Source organism: Micromonospora sp. CNZ285, from assembly GCF_004637285.1.
In genome coordinates, this window is the sequence record NZ_SPQD01000001.1 from 1148366 (window position 1) to 1168411 (window position 20046).

The 20046-nt window shown below is 74.5% G+C and carries 19 protein-coding genes; 10 read left to right on the forward strand and 9 right to left on the reverse strand.

Annotated features, from left to right (window positions below):
• The first annotated feature begins 46 nt into the window (after positions 1-46).
• From CLT75_RS05100 to CLT75_RS05115, 4 genes are read left to right on the forward strand one after another with little or no spacing between them, the layout of a single operon-like run.
• A complete protein-coding gene (locus tag CLT75_RS05100) occupies positions 47-1771 on the forward strand; it encodes an FAD-dependent oxidoreductase (RefSeq protein ID WP_135239719.1) in 1725 nt (574 codons plus the stop codon).
• 1 nt (position 1772) lies between these two features.
• Positions 1773-3176, forward strand: coding sequence for an FAD-dependent oxidoreductase (locus CLT75_RS05105; RefSeq protein ID WP_135239720.1), 1404 nt, complete (start codon positions 1773-1775; stop codon positions 3174-3176).
• Between the two features lie 32 nt (positions 3177-3208).
• Positions 3209-4489, forward strand: a complete 1281-nt coding sequence (locus CLT75_RS05110; protein WP_135239721.1) for a cytochrome P450 — start codon at positions 3209-3211, stop codon at positions 4487-4489.
• A gap of 9 nt (positions 4490-4498) precedes the next feature.
• Entirely contained in the window at positions 4499-4906 is a 408-nt protein-coding gene (locus CLT75_RS05115; protein ID WP_135239722.1) for a VOC family protein, read from the forward strand.
• Positions 4907-4910: 4 nt separating this feature from the next.
• On the opposite strand, the gene CLT75_RS05120 is transcribed toward CLT75_RS05115, so the two are convergent.
• Together CLT75_RS05120 and CLT75_RS05125 are read right to left on the reverse strand one after the other, a co-directional pair.
• Positions 4911-5777, reverse strand: a complete 867-nt coding sequence (locus tag CLT75_RS05120; protein WP_135239723.1) for a thioesterase family protein — start codon at positions 5775-5777, stop codon at positions 4911-4913.
• A 3-nt stretch (positions 5778-5780) separates the two neighbouring features.
• Complete coding sequence (locus CLT75_RS05125) at positions 5781-7232, reverse strand: MFS transporter (RefSeq protein WP_209310269.1); 1452 nt, start codon at positions 7230-7232, stop codon at positions 5781-5783.
• Between the two features lie 96 nt (positions 7233-7328).
• Here CLT75_RS05125 and CLT75_RS05130 point away from each other — a divergent pair, with 96 nt between their 5' ends.
• Entirely contained in the window at positions 7329-7775 is a 447-nt protein-coding gene (locus CLT75_RS05130; protein WP_135239725.1) for a VOC family protein, read from the forward strand.
• Positions 7776-7785: 10 nt separating this feature from the next.
• On the opposite strand, the gene CLT75_RS05135 is transcribed toward CLT75_RS05130, so the two are convergent.
• Entirely contained in the window at positions 7786-9078 is a 1293-nt protein-coding gene (locus CLT75_RS05135; protein ID WP_135239726.1) for a condensation domain-containing protein, read from the reverse strand.
• Positions 9079-9145: 67 nt separating this feature from the next.
• Here CLT75_RS05135 and CLT75_RS05140 point away from each other — a divergent pair, with 67 nt between their 5' ends.
• The gene (locus CLT75_RS05140; protein ID WP_486485063.1) at positions 9146-10240 is read left to right on the forward strand and encodes a class I SAM-dependent methyltransferase; all 1095 of its coding nucleotides are present in this window, start codon (positions 9146-9148) and stop codon (positions 10238-10240) included.
• 70 nt (positions 10241-10310) lie between these two features.
• On the opposite strand, the gene CLT75_RS05145 is transcribed toward CLT75_RS05140, so the two are convergent.
• On the reverse strand, positions 10311-10793 hold the full coding sequence (locus CLT75_RS05145; protein ID WP_135239728.1) for a PaaI family thioesterase: 483 nt from the start codon (positions 10791-10793) through the stop codon (positions 10311-10313).
• Positions 10793-12397 carry an AMP-binding protein gene (locus tag CLT75_RS05150; protein WP_135239729.1) on the reverse strand — a complete coding sequence of 535 codons (1605 nt, stop codon included), beginning with the start codon at positions 12395-12397 and terminating at the stop codon, positions 10793-10795. Before CLT75_RS05150 ends, CLT75_RS05145 begins: the two co-directional genes overlap by 1 nt.
• A 231-nt stretch (positions 12398-12628) precedes the next feature.
• Between CLT75_RS05150 and CLT75_RS05155 the strand changes: the two genes are divergently transcribed.
• A complete protein-coding gene (locus CLT75_RS05155) occupies positions 12629-13951 on the forward strand; it encodes an acyl-CoA dehydrogenase family protein (RefSeq protein ID WP_167796880.1) in 1323 nt (440 codons plus the stop codon).
• Positions 13952-13964: 13 nt separating this feature from the next.
• Here the strand turns inward: CLT75_RS05155 and CLT75_RS05160 are convergent, their stop codons facing one another.
• Complete coding sequence (locus tag CLT75_RS05160; RefSeq protein WP_135239731.1) at positions 13965-14612, reverse strand: GNAT family N-acetyltransferase; 648 nt, start codon at positions 14610-14612, stop codon at positions 13965-13967.
• A gap of 141 nt (positions 14613-14753) precedes the next feature.
• On the opposite strand from CLT75_RS05160, the gene CLT75_RS05165 reads away from it, so the two are divergent.
• Positions 14754-15017: an acyl carrier protein gene (locus CLT75_RS05165; RefSeq protein WP_167796881.1), complete on the forward strand. Its 264-nt coding sequence runs from the start codon at positions 14754-14756 to the stop codon at positions 15015-15017.
• On the forward strand, positions 14981-16729 hold the full coding sequence (locus tag CLT75_RS05170; protein ID WP_209310270.1) for a carbamoyltransferase C-terminal domain-containing protein: 1749 nt from the start codon (positions 14981-14983) through the stop codon (positions 16727-16729). Before CLT75_RS05165 ends, CLT75_RS05170 begins: the two co-directional genes overlap by 37 nt.
• Before the next feature lies 1 nt (position 16730).
• Here CLT75_RS05170 and CLT75_RS05175 read toward each other — a convergent pair whose 3' ends face one another.
• Both CLT75_RS05175 and CLT75_RS05180 read right to left on the reverse strand, forming a co-directional pair.
• Positions 16731-17729 carry a hypothetical protein gene (locus CLT75_RS05175; RefSeq protein WP_135239733.1) on the reverse strand — a complete coding sequence of 333 codons (999 nt, stop codon included), beginning with the start codon at positions 17727-17729 and terminating at the stop codon, positions 16731-16733.
• Between the two features lie 12 nt (positions 17730-17741).
• The gene (locus CLT75_RS05180; protein ID WP_135239734.1) at positions 17742-18830 is read right to left on the reverse strand and encodes a phosphotransferase; all 1089 of its coding nucleotides are present in this window, start codon (positions 18828-18830) and stop codon (positions 17742-17744) included.
• A 193-nt stretch (positions 18831-19023) separates the two neighbouring features.
• On the opposite strand from CLT75_RS05180, the gene CLT75_RS05185 reads away from it, so the two are divergent.
• Complete coding sequence (locus CLT75_RS05185) at positions 19024-19632, forward strand: NAD(P)H-dependent oxidoreductase (RefSeq protein WP_209310271.1); 609 nt, start codon at positions 19024-19026, stop codon at positions 19630-19632.
• 37 nt (positions 19633-19669) lie between these two features.
• Here the strand turns inward: CLT75_RS05185 and CLT75_RS05190 are convergent, their stop codons facing one another.
• The gene (locus CLT75_RS05190) at positions 19670-19930 is read right to left on the reverse strand and encodes a hypothetical protein (RefSeq protein WP_135239735.1); all 261 of its coding nucleotides are present in this window, start codon (positions 19928-19930) and stop codon (positions 19670-19672) included.
• Positions 19931-20046 lie beyond the last annotated feature (116 nt).

Below are 20046 nucleotides of genomic sequence, written 5' to 3' on the forward strand. Positions count from 1 at the left end.
ATCTGCGCTCTACTGCCGGTCCGGACAGTCGTGGTAGTCCTAACCCATGTCTGAGGATGCGATCGAACACCGGACCCGGGTCATCGTCGTCGGCGCCGGCTACGCCGGGCTCACCGCGGCGCTCTTCCTGGCCTGGCGCGGTGTGCCGGTGACCCTCGTCGAACGCCATCCGAGCACCTCGGTGCAGCCGAAGGCCTTCGGCATCGTGCACCGCAGCATGGAACTGCTGCGCCAGATCCCCGGCCTGGAGGAGAAGATCCTCGCCGCCGACGTCATCGACTTCGTCAACGAGGCCCACATCACCATCGCCACCGACATGAAGGACCCGGACCCGGAGGTCCTGCTGGCCGGCAACGACGACACCATGTCGCGGCTGATCCGGCTGACCCCGGCCGGGTTCGGCGCTCTGCCGCAGTCCAAGATCGAGGCGATCCTGCGGCGCACCGCCGAGGAACTCGGCGGCGACCTGCGCTTCTCCACCCGGTTGGAGTCCTTCGACGAGGACGACGACGGCGTGGTGGCCACCCTCGTCGACCTGCCCACCGGGCGCCGCTACCGGGTGGCCGCCGACTACCTGGTGGCCGCCGACGGCTGGCAGGCGCCGGTCCGCGAGTGGCTGGAACTGCCCACGCACGGTGTCGGCGAGCTGTGGCGGTGCCGGACCATCCTCTTCGACGCCGACCTGACCGAGCTGCTGGCCGGGCGCAAGGCGCTGCTGACGTACTTCAAGAACGACGAGTTCACCGGCCTGTACGCGTACCTGGAGAACGCCCGCGAGGTGTTCGGTGTCTCCGGCGCCCACCTGCTCGGCATCAACTACTTCATCGAGCGGGGCGAGAGCGACGACGACTTCACCGACGAGCGCTGCGTGGAGCTGGTCCGCAAGGCCATGGTGGAGCCGGACCTGGAGGTGACCATCACCGACCAGTCCACGTTCGTCATCGCCCACCGGGTCGCCGACCGGATGCGCGAGGGCCGGGTGTTCCTGGCCGGCGACAGCGCGCACGTCATGCCGCAGACCGGCGGCCTGGGCGGCGCCACGGCGATCCAGGACGGCTACGACATCGCCTGGCGCATCGCCGCCGTCGTCGCCGGCTACGCCGGGCCGAACCTGCTCACCGGCTACGACGCCGAGCGGCGGCCGGTGGGGGAGTCGACCGCCAACCGGCAGCTGCACCGCCTCTCCGAGCGGATGGCGCCGCAGCTCAAGACGTTGCAGTTCGCCGAGGAGGTGAGCCCGGTCTGGGAGCACCTGGGCTACCGGGTCCACTCGCCGTTCGTCAGCACCGAGCCCGACGACGACGGCGACCTGCTGGAGGACCCGGAGCTGGCGCAGGCCCGGCCGGGCAGCCGCGCGCCGCACGTGCCGGTCCGGCACGGCGACCGGGAGATCTCGCTGCTGGACCTGTTCGGCCGCGACCACGTGCTGCTGCTCGGCTCGCCCGGCACGCCGTGGCGGGCCGCCGCCGAGAAGCAGGCCGCCGCGCTGGGCGTGCCACTGCCGGTGTACGCCTTCGGCGCCGACCTGACCGACCACACCGGCGAGGCGGCACGCCGCTACGACCTCGGCCCGGACACCGCCGTCCTGGTCCGGCCGGACGGCTACGTGGTGTGGCGGGCCCTGTCCCGGCCCGACGACCCGGAACGGGCGCTGCGCGAGGCCCTCACCACCGTCCTCGGCCGCGCTCCCGAGCCGGTCGAGCCGCCGCAGTGGTCCGAGCCGGCGCTGCGACGCACCGCGATCCGGTTCTTCTCCAACATCCGCCGCTGACGTGAGCCGGATCGCCGTCGTCGGGGCCGGCATGGCGGGCCTGGCCGCCGCGTTGTTCTGCGCCCGCCGGGGCCACGAGGTGACGCTGCTGGAACGCGACGCCGCCGCGCCGCCGGACGGCGCGGGCGCGGACCGGTGGTTCACCGACTGGCACCGGCCGGGCCTGCCGCAGGGACGGCACTCGCACAAGTTCCTGGCCCGGTCGTGCCGGGTGCTGGCCGAGGAGGCGCCGGACGTCCTGGACGACCTCGTCGCGGCCGGCGCGGTGCGGGTACCGGTCAGCCGCCTGCACACCGGGCCGCCGCCGGCCGACGAGTTCGCGCTCGCCGCCCGGCGGCTGATGCACGAGGCGGTGCTGCGCCGCGCCGTCGGACGCGAACCGACCGTACGTCTGCGACCCGGTGCGACCGCCCGCGCGCTGGTCACCGGGCGCCCGGACGGCGGCGTGCCGACGGTGGACGGCGTCCGGCTCGACTCCGGCGAGGTGGTGTCCGCCGACCTCGTCGTGGACGCCGCCGGACGGCACGCCCGGCTGCTCGACTCGATCGACGTCCGCCGCCCGCCCGCGCTGGTGCATCCGTGCGGGTTCGTCTACCTGACCCGGCACTACCGGCTGCGGCCCGGCGCCGAGCTGCCACCGCTGGACCGGCCGCTCGCGATGAGCCTCGGGTACGCCGCCACGCTCGCGTTCCCGGCCGACAACGGCACGTTCTCGCTGTCGGTGACGCTGTCCGACCAGGACGAGCTGCGTCACGCGCTGCGCCGCCCGGCCACGTGGGACCGGTTCATCGCCGCAGTGCCGCACACCCACCGGTGGGCCCGCCGGGGCGTACCGCAGGGGCCGGTGCGCACCATGTCCGGCATCGCCAACCGCTGGCAGCGGATGCACGACGACGACGGACCGGCGCTGGCCGGGCTGGTCCTGCTCGGCGACGCCGCGCTCCAGACGAACCCGACGTACGGCCGGGGCGTCTCGATCGCGTTCCTGCACGCCCAGCAGCTCGCCCGCACCCTGGACACGGCCGGTGACCCGGGCTCGGCGGCGTTCACCGACGCGTTCGAGGCGTGGACCGCCCGCAACCTCGGCGTGTGGTACCGCACCCAGGTCACCGCCGACACCGCCGGCCTGCGGCGGATGGCGGCCGGGCTGCGTGGCCAGCCGCCGCCGGTGTCCGACGACCCGTTCGCCCGCTTCATGGCCGGCATGGAGGTGCTGGCCGGGCGGGACGAGGTCGTCGCCCGCGCGCTCGGCCGCATGGCGCACCTGCTCATCACACCCGCCCAGCTGCTCGGCGACCGCGACGTGGTGCGCCGGGTGACCGGGTTCCTCGACGGCCGCACCGTCACCGACGACGCCGTCGAGGGACCGGCCCGGCGGGAGTTCGAGGCGATAGTCGCCGCCTGAGCCGCGACCGGACGGCACCTTCGGAGGCCACCATGGACGCACGACCCGCCCGCACCGACGCTCCCGCCCGCTGCCCGGTGACCGGCGCCGCGGACTTCGAGCCGTTCGGCCCCGCCTACAACGCCGAAGCCGGGGCGAGTCTCGCCGGGGCGCGCGCCGAGCGGCCGGTCTTCCACCACCCCGGCCTCGACTACTGGATCGTCACCCGGTACCGGGACGTGCGTGCCGTGTTCGGTGACCCGGACACGTTCTCGGCGGCCAACGCGATGGACCCGTACCGCCCGCTGTCCCGCCCCGCCCTGCGCGAGCTGGTCCGGCGGCGGTTCACCGGCGGCCCGGTGCTGGCGAACGAGGACGAGCCGGTGCACCTGCGGCGGCGGCGCCGGCTCGCCAGGCCGTTCACCCGGCGCCGGGTGCAGCGGCTGGAGCCGCGGGTGCGCGCGCTCGTCGGCGAGCGGATCGACGCGTTCGCCGGCCGCGGCCACGCCGACCTGGTGGCCGAGCTGCTGTGGGAGGTGCCCGCCCTGGTCGTCGCCGTCTTCATGGGCGTACCCGACGAGGACCTGGCCGAGGTGCGCGGCTACTCGGTGTCCCAGGCCGTGTTCAACTGGGGGCTGCCCACCGACGACGAGCAGGTGGCCGCGTGCGAGGTGATGGGCCGGTACTGGCAGTACGCCGCCCGCCTGGTGAGCGGGCTCAAGGAGGCCGAGGGCCGGGGTGCCGGCTGGATCGCCCACGCGGTCCGCGCCCAGGCCCGCAACCCGGAGCTGTTCAGCGACTCGTACCTGCAGTCGCTGGTGCTCAACGGCACCACCGCGGCGCACGAGACCACGGCGTCCGGCGCGGCCAACGCGGTGCGGACGCTGCTGGAGACGCCGGGCGCGTGGGCGGCGCTGTGCGCCGACCCGGCCGGCATCCCGGCCGCGGTGGAGGAGTGCCTGCGGCTGCGGCCCCCCGTCGTCGCCTGGCGGCGCCGGGTGGTCCGGGACACCGTCCTGGGTGGCGTGCCGCTGGCCGCCGGGGCCCGGCTGCTGCTGGTGACGGCGTCGGCCAACCGGGACGCCGAGATGTTCGCCGACCCGGACACGTTCGATCCGGCCCGGCGCGGCGTGCGCCGGCACCTGGCGTTCGGCGACGGCAACCACGCCTGCCTCGGCGCGCACCTGGCCCGGCTGCAACTGCGTGTCGTCCTGGAGGAACTGACCCGCCGCCTGCCCGCGCTGGAACTGGTGCCCGGCCAGGACTTCGGTCACGCCCCGAACACCTCGTTCCACGGACCTGAACGGCTGTTGGTGCGCTGGCCCGCGTCGTAGCGTTCGGGCATGACGGAGAATGCGGTCGGCATCTACCCGTGTCTGCTGTACCGGGATGCCGAAAAGGCGATCGAATGGCTGGTCGAGGCGTTCGGGTTCACCAAGAACGTGGTGTTCCCCGGCCCCGAGGGGACCATCGCGCACGCCGAGCTCGGCTGGCGCGGCTCAGCGGTGATGGTCAATTCCGTCGGCACCGGCACCCGCCTGGCCACCGAGGTCGGGCAGGGTGGCCTCTACCTCGTGGTGGATGACCCGGACGCGCACCACGCCCGCGCCGTCGCGGCCGGCGCGGAGATCATCCGGGAACTCAAGGACGAGGACTTCGGGACGTCCCGCGGGTACGCCGCCCGGGACCCCGAGGGCAACGTCTGGATCATCGGCACCTATCAGCCCGGCAGCACCCCGGCCCCGGCCTAGCGGCTCACGAGCGGGTCGGCTGCACCTGGCGGGGTGCCATCGCGGCGCCCCGCCGGGTGGAGGTGCTCAGCATCTGCTGCATCCCCGCCGCCACCAGCCGGCCGTCCGGCGCCCAGACCTGGGCCGCCCCACCCAGCACGCCCCGGTGCGACGCCACCCCGGCCGCGTTCACCAGCAGCCACTCGTCGCCCGGGGCGCTGTCGTGGAACGCCACGTACAGGTCGATGCTCGGGGCGAACAACTGCGTCTCCAGCTCCGGGAACGCGTTCATCACCGCCGGCCACTGGAGACTGTCCACCAGGATCACCGAGCGGCAGGCGTCCAGCCACGGGTCGTCGAAGGTGGCCTGCGGCTGGAACCGGGCCCAGCTGAACGCCACCGGCGCCGGCGTCTCCAGTGTGGTCCGCCCGGCCAGCTCCCGCAGCGTGACGCAGTCGTGCCAGGGCGGCACGCCCCGCCCCTCCGCCTCCAGCAGCTCCCGCAGGTCGGGCAGCTCCTCCGGACCGGGCACGGCGGGCATCGGCGTCCACGGCCCGTCCGGGCCGGTGAGCCCGTCGTGCGCCGCCCACACCATCGCCTCCAGCACCGGCCGGCCGAACTGCGTCATGGACACCCGGGCCGCCGCCGCCCGGCGGGTCGCCCGCAGCGTCACCACCGCCAGGTCGACGTAGCCGAACCGGGGCGGGCTCAGGAACTGGCAGGACAGGCTCGCCGGGCGGGGCAGGGAAAGGGTCTGCTGGGCGGCGCGCAGCGCCACCGCGGCCAGGTAGCCGCCGTTCGGGCCCATCAGTGCCCAGTCCGAACACAGCTTCGCCCGGAACTGGCCGTCGCCGGCCGGTTCGATGGTGGTGTCCTCGGCGAGGTGGCCCACGGCTCAGCCCGCCGTCGCCGGCGTCGCCGGGCGGCCCGGCGTCAGCAGGCTGACCACGGTGCCGACGCCGATGAGCACGGCGGCCAGCAGGAAGCCGCGGTCGTACCCGGCGGCCAGGGCGACAGCCGGGGACCGCCCCGCGTCGGCCAGGTGCGACGCGTGCGCCACGGCGGCGGTGACCAGCGTGGCGAGGCCGATCGCGCCGCCGAGCTGCCGGGTGCTGCTGATGACCCCGGACGCCAGGCCCGCCTGGGCCGGCGGGATGCCGCTGGTGGCCGCCGCGGTGATCGGCACCATCACGATGCCGATGCCCAGCCCGATCAGCACGGTCGGGGCGAGCAGGTCGACCAGGAACGTCGCGTCGGCCGGCGTCCGGGACAGCCACAGCAGCCCGGCCGCGGCGACCACGCCGCCGGCCACCAGCGGCAGCCGGGGACCGGTGCCCGGCAGGAGCTTCGTGGAGACGCCGGAGCCGGCGACGATGCCGATCGACAGCGGCAGGAACGCCAGCCCGGCCTCGATCGGCCGGTAGCCGAGGACCTGCTGGAGGAAGAGCGACAGGAAGAAGAACATCGACACCATCGCGGTGCCGCCCACCAGCGCGATCACGTTGGCGAGCGCGACGTTGCGGTGCCGGAAGAAGCCCGGCGGCATGATCGGCTCGGCCGCCCGCGTCTCGACCACCAGGAACACCACCAGCAGCAGGACGCCGACCCCGATCGGCACCAGGACGGGAGCCGAGAGGAACGAATGCTCCCGCACGCCGACGATGCCGTACACGAGCGTGGCCAGACCCGCGGTGACGGTGACCGCGCCGGTGACGTCGAGGCGGCGGCGCGCCCCGGCGGCCGGCGCCGACTCGGTGAGCGCCCAGGCCGCGCCGGCGAACAGCAGCACGCCCAGCGGCACGTTGCAGAACAGCACCCAGCGCCAGCTGAGCAGGTCGGTGAGCACGCCGCCGGCCAGCGAGCCGATCGCGCCGGCGGACGCGGCCACCGCGCTCCACAGGCCGATCGCCCGCCCCCGCTGCTTCGGGTCGGTGAACGTGGTGACGAGCACCGTCAGCGTGGTCGGGGCGAGGATCGCGCCGCCGAGGCCCTGCACCGCCCGGGCGGCGATCAGCGTGCCCGCGTTCGGGGCGAAGCCGCCGACGAGGCTGGCCACGGTGAAGACGGTCAGGCCGGTGAGGAACATCCGCTTGCGTCCGAACAGGTCGGCGGTGCGGCCGCCCAGCAGCAGGAACCCGGCGAAGACGATGGTGTACGCGTTCACCACCCACTGCAGCTCGGCCGGGCCCATCGCCAGCGACTCGCCCATCCGGTCCAGCGCCAGGTTCACGATCGCGACGTCGAGGATGACCATGAACTGGGCGAGGCAGACCACCGCGAGGATCGCCCCGCTCGGCGCGCCGGCCGCACGGGCCGGCGCCGGCGCCGCCTTTCCTGTCGTCGTCACTTGCGGGCTCCAAGGGCTCGGGCCGGCCCGGGACGCGCCGGCGGCGGGGAGGCTCGTGCGCTCGGGCGCGGCGGCCGGGGCTGGCATACTGCCCGCATGGCCGATCTCACCGGAACACACTATCGGGGTTACAGTCCGTATCTCTACTACGAGGACGCGGGCGCCGCGCTGGACTGGCTGGTCCGCACGTTCGGCTTCACCGAGAAGGTCCGCTACCTCGACGAGGCCGGTGTGGTCCGGGAGGCGGAGCTGCACGCCGGGGACACGCTCATCATGCTGCACGGCGCCGACCCCGGCTACTGGGCGAAGCAGTCGGCGCCCGGCCCGGTCGGGCACATGTGCATCGTGTACGTCGAGGACGTCGACGCCCACCACAAGGCCACGGTGGCGGCCGGTGTGGACGCGCCCGAGCCGGAGGACCAGCCGTACGGGGCACGGATCTACATCGTCACCGACCCGGGCGGACACCAGTGGACGTTCTGGCAGCACCTGACCGACGAGGTGCGGCTGGCGCCGGGCTGGCGCGAGGTGCGCCCGGCGTAGCGCCGTCGCGTCAGACCGGGTCCGGCTGCGGCCGCCGGTCCGGCGCGCCCGCCGCCCGCACGGCCAGCGCGACGTAGTCGGTGAGGAAAGCCCGCGCCCACTCCGGGTCGAACTGGTCGTCGTAGAACAGCAGCGCCCGGCAGTCGCCGCCGGGTTGCGGGATCAGCCCCAGCTCCAGCCCGAACCGGCTGCGCAGCGCCTCCGGCACGTAGAGGTCGAAGTCGACGCCGCGCGCGGTGACCTTCGTGCCCGGTGGCGGCGTGAGCAGCATCTGGAACACCACGTCGTCGGCGCGCCGCCCGTTCGTCTGGAACCGCACCGGCAGCATCTGGTACGGGATGCCCTCGTGCAGGAACGCGTCCACCACGGTCCGGCGGGTCGCCTGCACCACCTCGCGGAAGCTCGCGCCCTGCGGGATCCGCGTGCGCAGCATCAGCATGTTGGCGAAGAACCCGACAGTCGACTGCACCTCGCGCCGGGAGCGGTTGGCGAACAACGACGCGACCGCCAGGTCGGTGCTGCCGGTCTCCCGCTGCAGGATCAGGTAGTACAGCGAGAGCATCACCGTGAACAGCGTGGTCCGCTCGGTGCGGGCCAGCAGCCGCAGCCGGTTGAACGTCTCGCGGTCGATGGTCTCGGCCTCGAGGTAGCTGCGCCGCGGCGCCTGCGGGTCCAGCTCACGCATCGGCACGTCGGGCAGCGTCAGCCCGGTCAGCTGCCCGGTCCAGTAGTCCTGGTGCGGCTTCAGCTCGCCCCTGGTCATCAGCTCGTGCTGCCACTGCGCGAACTCCGGGTACTGCCAGCCGATCGGCGTGAGCTCCGGCTCGCCGTCCGGGCCGGCCTCCAGCAGCCGGATCAGGTCCTGCACGATGATGCCGCACGACCAGGCGTCGGAAACCAGGTGGTGCATGTTCACCGACAGCACGTGCTCGTCCGGCCCGAGCCGCCACAACGTCACCCGTACCGGCCACTCGCTGACGTCCACGTTGTCGCGGACCTCGGCCGCGACCGCCGCGCCGAGCGTCTCCTCGTCCGGGTCCGGCAGGTCGACGTGGCGGACCCGCACCGGCGCCGGGTCGTGCACGTGCTGCACCAGGTTGCGCCCCTGCCGCACCAGCGTGGTGCGCAGCGCCTCGTGCCGCGCGGCCAGCCGGTCCAGCGCGATCTGCAGCTCGCCGACGTCCAGCGGGCCGTGCAGGCGGCACACGACGGGGCAGTTGAGCGATGCCGAGTCGGGCCGATAATGCTCCAGGAACCACAGCAACCGTTGTCCGATCGAGGCCGGCACTTCGCGTACGCCCATGCCCCGGAGTATCGAGATCCGGCGACGCCCGGCGCAATGCGATCCGGCCGGTGAAACGAGGTCGAGGGTGGAACCGTCCAGCTCACCGGCGCGGCAGGCGCAGGCCCTGTCGATGCGGTTGTTCCTGCACAGCCTCGGCGCGGCCGAGCTGATGACGATGTACCTCGGCCATCGGCTGGGGCTCTACCGGGTGCTCGGCGAAGGGCCCGCGACCGGTGCCGAGCTGGCCGCGCGCGCCGGTATCGGGGCCCGGCACGCCACCGAGTGGCTGGAGCAGCAGGCCGCCGCCGGAGTGGTCGAGCCCGCCGGGGACGGCCGCTTCCGCCTGCCCGAGGGACACCGGCAGGCGCTCACCGACGCCACCAGCCCGTTCGCGGTGCTGTCGCTCGCGGTGCTGCCGGTGGCCGGGCTGGCGCCGATGCTCGACCGGCTGGTCGAGGCGTACGCCAAGGGCGAGGGCGTGGGCTACGACGAGTACGGCGAGGAGTTCCGCGCCGCGCAGGCCGGCATGAACCGGCCGGTGTTCACGCACGAGCTGCCGCGCTGGATCCGGACCGCCCTGCCGGACGTACACGCCCGGCTGTCGCGGCCCGGCGCGGTGGTGATCGACGTCGGGTGCGGCACCGGTGACTCCTCGCTGGCGCTGGCGCAGGCGTACCCGTTCGCCACCGTCCACGGTGTCGACCTGGGCGCCGCCGCGATCGACCTGGCCCGCGACCGCGCCGCGTCGGCCGGGCTGGCCGAGCGGGTCGTGTTCACCGTCGCCGACGTGGCCGAGCGGCCCGGCGCCGAGCGCGGCGACCTGGTGTGCGTGTTCGACGCGCTGCACGACATGAGCCGGCCGGTACGGGTGCTCACCGCCGCCCGGGACCTGCTGCGACCGGGCGGCTGCGTGCTGCTGATGGAGCCGCGGGTGGGGGAGCGGTTCACCGCGCCGGCCGGTGAGGTCGAGCGGTTCATGTACGCGGTGAGCGTGCTGCACTGCCTGCCGGTCGGCCTGACCGGCGACGGCGACGACGGCGGCGCCCCGGCCGGCACCGGCACCGTCATGCGGCCGGACACGGTGCGCCGCTACGCCGAGCGGGCCGGTTTCGCCGCGACCACGGTGCTGCCGGTCGAGCACCGGTTCCACCGCCTCTACCGCCTGGACCCGCCGGCCTGACCGGACCGGCCGTCCTGACCGGCCCGGCCGTCCTGACCGGCCCGGCCGGGACGCCTGCGGATCAGGCGGCTCAGGCGGACGGGTCGCGGCGGGCCGCCACCCGGGCGCTCAGCCGGCTCGCCGTCGACTCGGACAGCACCCGGAACTCCGCGGTGGCCTCCACGCACACCCGGTCGGCGCCGTCGACGATCGTGCCCGTCGTGCCGAGCCGGTCGGGGGCGGTCGTCGCGATCCGGGCGCGCACCCGGTAGTCGGCGCCGATGCGCAGCGGCCGGACGAACCGGGCGGTGGTGTCGACGGTGACCGCGAAGCGCCGGGCGCCGGCCACCACCGCCCACGCCATCGCCTCGTTCAGCACGGCCAGGCTCAGCCCGCCGTGCACGTACGTCGGCGCGCCGGAGTGCCGCTGCGCGAACGTGAACGAGGCGAGCACCTCGGCGCGCTCGTCGTCGTAGGAGAACGGGATCCGCAGCCCGTGCTCGTTGATCGGGCTGCACACGAAGCAGTGCGTCTCCAGCGGGCCGCTGTGCTCGTCCAGCCGTCGTACGGCCATCAGGCGCCGTCCCCGGTGAGGGACCGGCGCAGCGCCCGCTTGTCGACCTTGCCGGCACCGGTGTGGCTGAACGCGGGAACCACCTCCAGCCGGTCCGGCAGCTTGTACGCGGCCAGCCCCCGGCCGGTCAGGAACGCGCGCAGCTCCGCCAGGTCGAGGCCGCCGCCGTCGTCGCGCCGGACCACCACGGCGCAGATCTTCTCGCCCAGCGCCGGGTCGGGTACCGCGATGACGGCGGCGGCGCGTACGGCCGGATGCGCCTCGATCTGGCTCTCCAGCTCGGCCGCGCCGATCTTCTCGCCACCACGGTTGATCACGTCCTTGATCCGCCCGGCGACCATCAGGTTGCCCTCCGGGGTGAGCCGGACCAGGTCGCCGGTGCGCAGGTAGCCGTCGGCGGTGAACGCGGTGGCGTTGTACTCCGGCGCGTCGTAGTAGCCGCGCAGCGTGGTCGGCCCGCGGACCAGGAACTCCCCGACGCCGCCCGGCGGGACGTCCCGGTCGTGCTCGTCGACGACGCGGTACTCGTCGGCCGGGATCAGCGGCCGGCCCTGGGTGGTGGCGATCGTCTCGGGCGGGTCGTCCAGCCGGGTGTACCACAGCGGTCCCTCGGCCATCCCGAACCAGTGGCTCAGCCGCAGCCCCCGGCCCAGGATCTCCCGGGCCACCTCCGGGCGCAGCGGCGCGCCGCCGACCTCCAGCAGGACGCCGGACAGGTCCACGCCGTAGTCGCCGGCGAGGTCGAGCCAGACCGCCAGCAGCGGCGGCATCAGTGTGGTCAGCGTGACGCCCTCGGCGGTGATCAGGGGGAACACGTCGTCCGGGCTCGGCGTCGGGCTGAGCACGACCCGGCCGCCGGCGCGCAGCGTGCCGAGCACGCCGGGGCAGCCCAGCGCCGCGTTGTGCGCCGCCGGCAGCGAGGCGAGGTAGACGCCGTGCTCGTCCACGCCGAGCGCCTCGGCGCTGCGGCGCAGCTGGTAGGCGTAGTCGTCGTGGGTGCGGGGGATCAGCTTCGGCAGCCCGGTGGTGCCGCCGGAGAGCAGGAAGAACGCGACGTCGCCGGGATCCGGGGCGGGCAGGTCCCGGGGCTCGGCCCGCACGTCGCTCAGGGCCAGGTGCGGCCCGGGCTCCCCGGCCACGATGACGTGGTCGAGGCCGGCGGCCGACGCGGCCACCGTCGCGGCCAGCGGCCGGTGGTCGTACCCGCCGAAGCGGTCCGGCACGACCAGCGCCCGCGCCTCGGTGTGCCGGGCCAGGTAGGTCAGCTCGGCCTCGCGGTGCGACGGCAGCGCGAACACCGGTACGGCGCCGAGGCGGAACAGGCCGAGCGCGACCACCACGAACGCGGCCGTGTTCGGCAGTTGCACCACGACCCGGTCCTCGGCGCGCAGGCCGAGCCGGTGCAGACCGGCGGCGAACCGGTCGGCGGCGGCGTCGAGTTCGGCGTAGCTCATCCGGCCGCCGGCGTCGACGACGGCGGTGCGGCCGGGGTGCCGGCGCGCCCCCTCGCGGCCGATCTCGCCGAGCAGCTCACCGGTCCAGATGCCCGCGGCGCGGTAGCGTTCCGCGTCCGCCTCGGGCCAGGCGACACAACCTTTCAGCACCGCACGACTCCCCTGTCAACTGTGGACGCGTCCGCCTCGGGCGAGGTGCGCTCCACCTTGGCCGGTGCCGTCGCGGCCCGGCAAGCGGTCAGCGTTGCCGCCCGCGGGGCCCGGCTGCGATCCTGCGCGGGCGCAGGTCCCCCCGGTCCTGACCGGGTGCGACTGCGGATGCGCATCAGTTGCACAGCCGGCCGCCCGGCCGGGGCACTGTCATCCGACGGGAGGGGACGCATGGGCCCGGATGTCAACGGCGGCGACGGGCGGGGCAAGGAGTGCCGGTCGGACGCGGGGGAGCTGAGCGCGCGCACCGAGGCCGGCCGGCGGATGGTGGAACTGGCGCAGGAGCACGCCGCCGACTTCGCCACCCGCGCCGCCGACCACGACCGGGACAACACGTTCGTCCGGGAGAACTTCGAGGCGATGAAGGCCAGCGGTTTCCTCGCCGCCACCGCGCCGCGGGAGTTCGGCGGCCTCGGCGTGTCGTCGCTGCACGATCTCGTCGTCGCGGTGTCCCGGCTAGCCCGCGGCTGCCCGTCCACCGCGATCGCCGCGAACATGCACCTGGGGTTCGTGTGGAGCACGGCCCGGGGCTGGCGGGCCGCCGCGCAGCCGCCGCCGCAGCTCACCATGCTGCTGCGGCTGCTCGGCCGGGGCCGCATCGTGGTGTCGCACGCCGGCACCGAGCCCGGCGGCGGGGCGATCAGCTTCCCGCGTACGACGGCTGAGCCGGTGCCCGGCGGCTACCGGATCAACGGGCACAAGATCTTCGCCACGAACGCCGAGATCGCCGAGACGGTGGTGGTGTTCCTGCGGGTGCCCGACGGTGCGGGCTGGTTCAACGCCGGCACCGCTGTGGTGCGCACCGGCACACCGGGGATGACTGTGGAACGCACCTGGGACGCGCTCGGCATGCGGGGCTCGGGCAGCCACGACATCCGCTTCACCGACTGCGTCGTCGGGCGGGACATGGTGCTGGTCGGCCGTCCACTGGGGGAGATGGCCACCGAGTGGCCGGGCCTGCTGGCAGTGAACTTCCCGCTCGTGGCCGCGTACGTGGGCATCGCCGAGCGGGCGATGAGCCACGTGACGGAGCTGGCCGGGACGCGCCGCCAGCAGCCCTCCGGCCAGTTGCTCGCGCACCGCGCGCCGGTGCGGTCGCAGGTGGCGGAGATGGCGGTGGAGCTGGCCGTCGCGCGGGCCACGCTCGGCCGGGCCGCGGAGGCGATCGACGCGTTCCTGGCCCGCCCCGACGCCGAGGTGGAGCCGGCCGACGCGTACCGCGCCATCGAGGACTTCCAGGTCGCGAAGCTGGTCGTGAACCGGTCCGCCGCCGCGGTGGTCGACCGGGCGATGGCGGTGACCGGCGGCCAGTCGTACCGGACCGGGCACCTGCTCAACCGGCTCTACCGGGACGTGCGCGCGGGCGGGTTCATGCAGCCGTACTCGCCGCCGGAGGCGCTGGAGTTCGTCGGGCGTACCGCGCTGGGCCTGGACCCGTTCGAGGAACTGCGGGACAGCCTGGCGTCGGCCCGCGCGGCGGCGGCCGGCGGCTGACGGGGGAGGGCCGTCAGCCCGTGCGGTCCGCCGGCCGCCCGTCGCGGCGCAGGTACCACAGCGGGATGCCGACGACCTCGACGGTCTTGGTCAGCTCCCAGCCGAGCGCGGTGTAGAAGCGCACGTTCGCCTCGGTGTCGGTCTCGCCCCAGGTGGGACGCGGGTCGCCGGCCATCACGTCGAGCAGCGCCTGCATGAGCGCCTCGCCGATGCCCCGGCCCTGGAAGCGCGGCTCGACGCCGACCGGACCGACGTGCCAGTGTGGCTCGGCCAGGTCGTGGATCGCGTAGTGCGCCCGGACGTACTCGGCCCGGGCCGGGTCGCCCACCGGCGGCGCCGCGCCGAGCGCGATCCGGCGGGCGTCGCTGTCCAGCGCGGTGCCGATGCAGCCGCCGGGCGGGACCGCCGCGGCGGCGCCCACCAGGCAGCCCTTGTAGAACGCGCCGATCTGCGGCGGCGCGGGACGGTGGAAGAAGGCCGTCCAGATGGGCATCAGCCCGGCCAGCCGGTCCAGCGGCTCGTCGCCGAACATCGCGTACGTGGTGGGGTTGTCCCGCATCGCGCGGGCGACCAGTCCGGCGGCCGGCCGGCGGTCGTCCTTGCGCAGCTCTCGTATCTGGAGTGTGGGCAGGGCCCGGGGTACGGCTCTGGTGTCGGTCACGGGCGCACGCTAACAGCGGCGCGGCGGCCCGGGCAGGGGCGTGACGACGGCGTCCGTGATCCTTGTGGCGGCGGCGATCCGGCACCTATGTTGCCTCGGAGTTCTCGGTTCTGTCGCACCGACCGGAGTGGGGAAGACGAGATGGCTTTGGACCAGGCGAGCGGCCAGGAAACGAACAGGGCGGATCCCGCCACCGTCGTGCACGGCATCGTCGAGGAGGTCGCGGGCGTCGACGTACGGCCCGACGAGAGCTTCTTCGACCTCGGGCTCGACTCCATCCAGCTGATGCAGGTGTGCAACCGCATCAACGAGGAGTTCGGCGAGGTCATCGATCTGTTCCTGCTGTTCGAGAATCCCACTGTCAACGAGTGCGTGTCCGTCATCAGCGCGCAGCGGTCGGGCTGAGCATGCCGACGCCCGAGGTGTGGTGCGGCCTGAAACTCACGCACGACGGCGGCGTCGCCGCCATCGAGGGGAACCGCCTGTTGTTCTCGATCGAGGCGGAGAAGCTGGAGAACCGGCCCCGGCACGCCACCATGCACGAGGCGGCCGACATCGTCGCCCAGCTCGCCGCCAACGGCCTGGCCCCGGGTGACCTCGCCGGCGTCGCGGTGGACGGCTGGGCGCGCGGCGCGCAGGGCGAGACCTGGGTCGAGGTCGCCGACGCCGCCGGCACGCTGCACCCGGTCGAGGTGGCCGGCTACCACGACGAGCCCGGCGCCGGCCGGTTGCTGACCGGGGTGACCGGCAGCGCGCCGCTGCTCGGCGCGCCGACGCCGTTCCGCAGCTTCAGCCACGCCACCGACCACGCGCTGTCCAGCTACTGCACCAGCCCGTTCGCCGCCCGGCGGCAGCGTGCCCTGATCACCGTCTGGGACGGCGGCATGGTGCCGTGCCTGTACGTGTTCGACCCGGAACGGGTGAGCCTGGAGTGCCTGGGGCCGGTCGGCTCGATCTCCGGCGCGCTGTTCCCGATCTTCTGCTCGCACTTCGCGCCGTTCAAGATCGACCACGGCACCCGGCGCGCGAACGATCCCGGCCCCGGCCTGGAGGCGCTGCTGCCGATCGCGGGCAAGGCGATGGCGTACGCGGCGCTGGACACGGTCAGCGAGGAGGCGGTGGCCGTGATGGCCGCCGTGACCGAGGAGATCGGCCTGGTCGACGCGGCGATCCCGGCGTACCTGTGGAGCCGCCGGGTGCTCACCCGCACCGCGCCGCTCGGCCTGTCCGACGCGGCGCTCGTCGGCTCGATCCAGGAGTTCCTGTTCCGGGTCTTCGCGGCCGGGCTCGACGGCCTGCTGTCCCGGCGGCCGGACCTGGACGGCCTGCCGATCTGCCTGTCCGGCGGCTGCGCGCTCAACATCAAGTGGAACGCCGGGCTGCGGGCGAGCGGCCGGTTCGCCGGCGTCTGGGTGCCGCCGTTCCCCAACGACAGCGGTTCGGCGATCGGCGCGGCCTGCACCGAGATGGTGCGCCGCACCGGCCGGGCCGACCTGGAGTGGTCGGTGTTCGCCGGGCCCGGCGTGCGCGACGTCGGCCAGCCGCCGCCCGGGTGGTCGGCGCAGCCCTGCGAGATCGAGGAGCTGGCCAAGATCCTGGAGGTGCACGGGGAACCGGTCGTGGTCGTCAGCGGCCGCGCCGAGCTGGGCCCGCGCGCCCTGGGCCACCGCAGCATCATCGCGCCGCCCACGTCGGCGGCGATGAAGGACCGGCTCAACGCGGTGAAGGGCCGGGAGCCCTACCGTCCGGTCGCGCCGATCTGCCTGGAGCACCGGGCGCCGGAGGTCTTCGACCCGGGCACGCCCGACCCGTACATGCTGTTCGACCACCAGATCCGGCCGCAGTGGCGCTCGCGCATCCCGGCGGTCGCGCACGTCGACAACAGCGCCCGGCTGGAGACCGTCGGACCGGACAACGAGCTGATGTGGCGGCTGCTGACCGCGTACGAGCGCAGCACCGGCGTGCCGGTGCTCTGCAACACCAGCGCCAACTTCCGCGGCAGCGGGTTCTTCCCGGACGCCGAGTCGGTGATGCGCTGGGGTCAGGTCCGGTACGTCTGGTCGAACGGCACGCTGTTCACCTCCGACGCCGACCCGGGAGCCGGCGCCGCCGGGTGACTCACCGCTGCGGCACCCCGGTGGCCCGGGCGACCGGGAAGAACCGGTGGTGCCGCGCACCGGTGATCTCGTAGATGGCCGTGCCGGTCCGTCCGTCGTCGGTGCTTACCGCCATCAGCTGCTGGCCGCCGCCGAGCCGGCCGTACCGCGCCGACCACCCGCCGGCGCCGGTCAGCCGGATCGTGCTGCCGTCGGCGAAGGCCGCGGTGACGGTGCCGGCCAGCCCGGTCACCGCCTCGCCGTCGCGGCCGTAGCCGACCGGGGAGCCGTCCGCGCCGGTCCAGTCCAGCTCGTGCGTGAACGAGGTGAGCGGCACCGGCGGCGCGTCACCGGCCGGCGCCCAGCAGCCCTCGGTGAACACCCGCGAGCCGTCCGGGTACTCCCAGCACCACAGGCCCAGCATGCCGTCGGGAAGCTGCACCGCGAACCACATCCAGGCCGGCACGTTGCGGTGGTCGCGTACGCCCCAGGAGTGGTCCCGCTGGCCCCACCACCGCCGCACCGGCCGGCGTTCCCCGTCGACCCAGTAGGCGCCGTCGAACCAGCCGGACTGGAACATGTGCCGCTGGTCCCACACCGGGCCGCCAGGGCCGTCCAGTACGCCCTGGGGCAGCGCGTGCGGCGCGGTCCGCGCGGTGAACGTCAGCTCCAGCGGCACCGGCACGCCGGGACCGGACGCGCGGACGCCGACCCGGCGGTACGGCTCCTCGACGGTCACCGCGACCGGCCCGGCCACCGGGTCCGGCCGGTCACCGCCGGCCGGGCGGGAGAACCTGTCGAAGCGGAGCCGTCCGTCCACGCGCACCATCACGTACGCGTCCACCACACCCCGGTACGGGTGGTGGCCCAGCGTCACCAGCAGCACGTCGCCGTCGGCCCGGTCCGGGTGGGCGACGAAGAAGTAGCTCTCCCGCCAGTGCCGGTACGCCCGGGGCAGGCGCGGGCCGGGCGGGCGGGTGAAGTGGACGAAGTCCTCGTCCGGGGCGGTGAGGATGTCCATCGCGCTCCGATCTCAGCTCAGCAGGGTCAGCGCGTCGAGGTCGGTGACGTGCGCGGCGTGCCGTTCGGCCATCGCCACGAACATCGCGTCGCCGCGCCCGTCGCGGGCGACGAGCATCGCCCCGACGACGGTCATGTGCAGGCCGGCGACGGTGTTCACCCGGTACGAGCGCCAGCACTCGTCCCGGCTCCACCGCACCCCGGCGGCGCGCAGGGCGTCGTGGTACGACGCGAACAGCTCCGCCTCCCGCGCCCGGCGCACGTCGGTGGGCAGGCTGCCGCCGACCAGGTACGCGGCGTCGCTGGGCCCCGGTCCGAGCTGGACGGTCTGCCAGTCCACCACCGTCACCGCCGGTTCCGGGCCGTCGGTGAACAGCAGGTTGTCCACCCGCAGGTCGCCGTGCAGCAGCGTCAGCGGCGGCCGGTCCGCCCGCACCCAGCCCCGGATCCGGGTGCGCAGCGCCTCGACGACGCCGAGCGCGGCGGGGGAGAGCAGGTCGCCGAAGCGTTCCGCGAAGGCCCCGGCGGTGAGCCGGTACGCCGCGCCCAGCCGCCGTCCGCCGTCCGCGCCGCGTACCGGCAGCCAGCCGGGCGCCGGGCGGTCCCAGTGGACGGCCTGCGCCGCGGCGAGCCCGGTCAGCACGGTCGCGACCTCGTCGACGGTGCAGCCGGTGAGCTGGTCGCCGGGGCGGGCCGGCGCGGCGTCACCGAGCAGCAGCACGAAGTCGCCGGAGGACTCGTCGTACCCGGCCGCGTAGCAGCGCGGCACCGGCAGCGGCAGGGCGCCGGCCAGCTCCCGGTAGAACGCCACCTCCCGGCGGTACGCGTCGCTGCCCTGCCCGGTGTGCCGGCTGCGCTCGTCCAGCGCCGGGAACTTGCCGACGACGCTGGCCGGTCCGCTCCCGCCGGCCCAGGTCAGCTCGTACCGGACGTTGTGCCCGAGCTTGCCCAGCCCGAGCGGGGTGGCGGTGACCGCGTCGACCCGGTCACCGGGCGCGGCGGCGCCGGCGGCGACCAGCACCTCGGTGAGCCGGCCGGGGGTGACCAGTCCGGGCTCCCGGAACGGCCGCACCGGCACGCTCACCGGAGCGGGGGCGCTCATCGGGGCCCGGCCGGTGACGCGGCGCGGGGACGGACGACGGCCTGGAGGATGCGCGCGATCGGCACTCGCACTCCGTATCTCGTATCGACACTGATGCGTCATCGGCGAGGATAGCGACGTGAACCCGCCGGGTGCACCGGCGCGGAGGACCGCCGGTCGCCGTCCGGGCCGGTGGCGCGAGGGGAGCCGTGTGGTGATCGAGTCGAACGGGCCGCACCCGGTGACGGTCCTGCTGGGCAACCCGCGTCAGGGGTCGCGCACCGCGAACGTGGCGCGCCGGGCGGCGGACACGCTGGTGGAGTGCCTGGCCGCGCGCGGCGTACGCCTGGCCGAGCCGTCCGTGGTGGACCTGTCGGGGCTGACCCCGCTGCTGGCCACCGCCGACTGGGCGCAGCCGCCGCCGGCGGCGCTGGCCGAGGCGTACCGGCAGGTGACGTCGGCCCGGCTGCTGCTGGTGGCCACGCCCACGTTCAAGGGCTCCTACACCGGGCTGCTCAAGCTGTTCGTGGACCCGCTTCCCCGGCGCGCGCTGGGCGCGACGGTGGCGGTGCCGGTGATGACCGCGGCGCGCGCCGCCGACCAGCACGCCGTCGACAGCCACCTGCGGCCGCTGCTGCTGGCGCTGGACGCCAGCGTGCCGGTGCCCGGGCTGTCCGTGCTGGAGTCGCAGTTCGACCGGCTCGACGACGTGGTGGGGCGGTGGTGCTCGGCGGCCGCACCGGTCCTGGCCGGGGTGCTGCCCGCGGTAGCGGACCCGATCCTGCCGATGCTGCCCGATCCGTCCCTGCTTACGTTCGTGTAGGACGGTCCGGAGCCGGCCCGGCCCGGCTCCGGACCGGTCAGGCGGCCATGCCCTGCGCGATCCAGCTGCGGAACAGCTCCACCTTCTCCGCCTCCCACGGCGCGTCGCAGGGCATGGAGCCGTCCGCGACCCGCTCCAGGATGGACTCGGCGTAGTCCCGGACGTCGTCCAGGCTGGTCAGGTCCAGCAGGAACGTCATCTCGGCCACGTCCATCTCGCGGAACAGCGGCCGGATGTCGCGGGCGAAGCTCAGCGTTCCGGCGCCGGGGCGCTGGCCGGCGGTCTCGGTGTCGGTCACCCGATGCTCCTCTCGACCGGGGCGTTCGGCGGCCCGGATCCGCCAGTGATCCTAGGAGAGCTGGTGCCGCCTGTCATGCCTTGTCGCTTCGTGTATCTCGCCTTTGCCGGGCGGGT